Annotated in this window: 16 tRNA genes and 1 rRNA gene; all 17 read right to left on the bottom strand. The window is 47.9% G+C overall.

From position 1 onward, the window contains the following. Positions 1-554: 554 nt before the first annotated feature. The 17 genes from AN619_RS12920 to rrf all read right to left on the bottom strand — a co-directional run bounded on the left by AN619_RS12920 (position 555) and on the right by rrf (position 2,327). Positions 555-631 (bottom strand) — tRNA-Arg (locus AN619_RS12920). A 13-nt stretch (positions 632-644) separates the two neighbouring features. Then, positions 645-719 (bottom strand) — tRNA-Cys (locus tag AN619_RS12915). A gap of 6 nt (positions 720-725) precedes the next feature. Then, a tRNA-Lys gene (locus tag AN619_RS12910) sits at positions 726-801 on the bottom strand. Positions 802-808: 7 nt separating this feature from the next. Beyond that, positions 809-884 (bottom strand) — tRNA-Gln (locus AN619_RS12905). Between the two features lie 16 nt (positions 885-900). Continuing rightward, positions 901-976 (bottom strand) — tRNA-His (locus AN619_RS12900). A gap of 9 nt (positions 977-985) precedes the next feature. Then, positions 986-1,059 (bottom strand) — tRNA-Gly (locus AN619_RS12895). Positions 1,060-1,072: 13 nt separating this feature from the next. Continuing rightward, positions 1,073-1,147: transfer RNA gene (locus tag AN619_RS12890), tRNA-Gly, on the bottom strand. Positions 1,148-1,152: 5 nt separating this feature from the next. Next, a tRNA-Tyr gene (locus AN619_RS12885) sits at positions 1,153-1,237 on the bottom strand. Positions 1,238-1,244: 7 nt separating this feature from the next. Further along, positions 1,245-1,319 (bottom strand) — tRNA-Thr (locus AN619_RS12880). A gap of 87 nt (positions 1,320-1,406) precedes the next feature. After that, a tRNA-Asp gene (locus AN619_RS12875) sits at positions 1,407-1,483 on the bottom strand. 112 nt (positions 1,484-1,595) lie between these two features. Beyond that, positions 1,596-1,671: transfer RNA gene (locus AN619_RS12870), tRNA-Val, on the bottom strand. 89 nt (positions 1,672-1,760) lie between these two features. After that, positions 1,761-1,835 (bottom strand) — tRNA-Glu (locus AN619_RS12865). Between the two features lie 20 nt (positions 1,836-1,855). Beyond that, positions 1,856-1,932, bottom strand: a tRNA-Met gene (locus tag AN619_RS12860). A gap of 10 nt (positions 1,933-1,942) precedes the next feature. Beyond that, positions 1,943-2,018, bottom strand: a tRNA-Met gene (locus AN619_RS12855). Positions 2,019-2,027: 9 nt separating this feature from the next. After that, positions 2,028-2,116 (bottom strand) — tRNA-Leu (locus AN619_RS12850). 14 nt (positions 2,117-2,130) lie between these two features. Then, a tRNA-Asn gene (locus AN619_RS12845) sits at positions 2,131-2,205 on the bottom strand. Positions 2,206-2,210: 5 nt separating this feature from the next. Continuing rightward, positions 2,211-2,327 (bottom strand): 5S ribosomal RNA (gene rrf, locus AN619_RS12840). Positions 2,328-2,336 lie beyond the last annotated feature (9 nt).

The following is a 2,336-nucleotide window of genomic DNA, read 5'->3' as shown; positions in this document are numbered from 1 at the left end:
TCAAACTCTCAAATCAAATTCTTCCTTCTCTTTGCTTGCTGGCTTTCCTCTTACACTGTGTAGTTTTCAAAGACCAATTCTGTCGTCAGCGTTGACCGCCGACTCTTAATACTATACCACTTTTTTAGCATCATGTCAATCACTTTTTTGTTGGTATTTTTTACATTGTCTCTCGAGACAACAACAGAAAATATATTACTATGTTTTTTATGCAAAATCAACTGGTAATTTTTCCTGTCCCTTATCCCTTCCCCCTTGGAAAAAAGATAGGATTTCATAAGACACAAGCAAAAACACAGACGATAGAATTTGAATAATATGAAATAATTTCTTAGAAAAAGTATATGCTAAAAAAACAGAAAGAATTAAGCTTGATTTCAATCCTTTGCCCTCTGCCCTATTATCTTCCTTGACAATATGAGCATTTTTTTCTTTGTACTCCTAGAGTATAGATGCATAACAAACTATAGAGATTATTGTTCTTAACGCCTCCATATTAGCTTCACACAAAATTACAGAAAAACCCTGCATCTTATTTGTACAAGGTCTTCATTTGGTGCGCCCAGAGAGATTCGAACTCCCGACCTTCTGATTCGTAGTCAGACACTCTATCCAACTGAGCTATGGGCGCATAATATAAAAAATGGAGGCGGCACCCAGATTTGAACTGGGGAATAAAGGTTTTGCAGACCTCTGCCTTACCACTTGGCTATGCCGCCATAAAATGGTGACCCATCCGCGGCTCGAACGCGGGACACCTTGATTAAAAGTCAAGTGCTCTACCTGCTGAGCTAATGGGTCATAAAAATGGCTGGGGTAGCTGGACTCGAACCAACGAATGCCAGAGTCAAAGTCTGGTGCCTTACCGACTTGGCGATACCCCAACGTTTTTTAATGAAATGGGGTGGATGATGGGATTCGAACCCACGCATGCAGGAGCCACAATCCTGTGTCTTAACCGCTTGACTACATCCACCATATATTTTGGAGCGGATGAAGGGAATCGAACCCTCGCGATCAGCTTGGAAGGCTGAAGTTCTACCATTAAACTACATCCGCATCATAAAAAAACTGGAGCGGAAGACGGGATTTGAACCCGCGACCCTCGCCTTGGCAAGGCGATGCTCTACCACTGAGCCACTTCCGCATGGTTGGTGGAGGGAGGTGGATTCGAACCACCGAAAGCTGAGCTAACGGATTTACAGTCCGCCCCCTTTGGCCACTCGGGAATCCCTCCATAATCTTGGAGCTGGCGAAGGGAATCGAACCCCCAACCTGCTGATTACAAGTCAGCTGCTCTACCGTTGAGCCACGCCAGCACACAGAGGTTAAAGTTGAGTTTGAGGCTGTAGTTAGCTTTCCTTTTTAAGCTGAAACTTACCTCTCTGTCATTTTGTTTAAAAAATTGGCGACCCGGAAGGGGCTCGAACCCTCGACCTCCAGCGTGACAGGCTGGCATTCTAACCAACTGAACTACCGGGCCACACGGTTATTGGCTTATAGTCCCTGGTTATCAGAGCTTCCTCATAGTCTTTCTACAGGACTCTCGATACCGGCCCTATGAACCTTCAACCCAAGCCTTTAACCTTGAAAAATGGTGGGCGCAATAGGGATCGAACCTATGACCCCCTGCTTGTAAGGCAGGTGCTCTCCCAGCTGAGCTATGCGCCCCTATTTAGATGCCAAGTGCGTGATGCCAGAAGCAGGATAAGATCTTTTTCTTTCTCCCGCCTCTCGCTTCTCGCCTCTTGCTTCTAGATTGGTGACCCATCCGGGAATCGAACCCGGGTTACCGCCGTGAAAGGGCGGTGTCTTGACCGCTTGACCAATGGGCCATAATTCTTTTGTTCCAATATGGTAGCGGCGAGTGGACTCGAACCACCGACCTTCCGGGTATGAACCGGACGCTCTAGCCAGCTAAGCTACGCCGCCATATTTGAAATGGTTGCGGAGGCAGGATTTGAACCTGCGACCTTCGGGTTATGAGCCCGACGAGCTGCCAACTGCTCCACTCCGCGATGTTCTTTTGGTGCCGGGGACCGGAATCGAACCGGTACGGTCTTGAAGGACCGCAGGATTTTAAGTCCTGTGCGTCTGCCAGTTCCGCCACCCCGGCACATGCAATTTTATTGGCTCCAGAGGTGGGACTCGAACCCACAACCTACCGGTTAACAGCCGGGTGCTCCACCATTGAGCTACTCTGGAATCTTATCCAGCAACGACCTACTCTCCCAAGGCGTCTCCACCTCAGTACCATCAGCGCTGAAGGGCTTAACTTCTGTGTTCGGTATGGGAACAGGTGTATCCCCTTCGCCATTGTCACTGGATGTGTGTGG

The sequence above is a fragment of the Thermotalea metallivorans genome, assembly GCF_001562415.1.
GTDB lineage: Bacteria > Bacillota > Clostridia > Peptostreptococcales > Thermotaleaceae > Thermotalea > Thermotalea metallivorans.
Note: the sequence above shows the minus strand (reverse complement) of the source record. Positions and strands in the feature narration are given on the sequence as shown.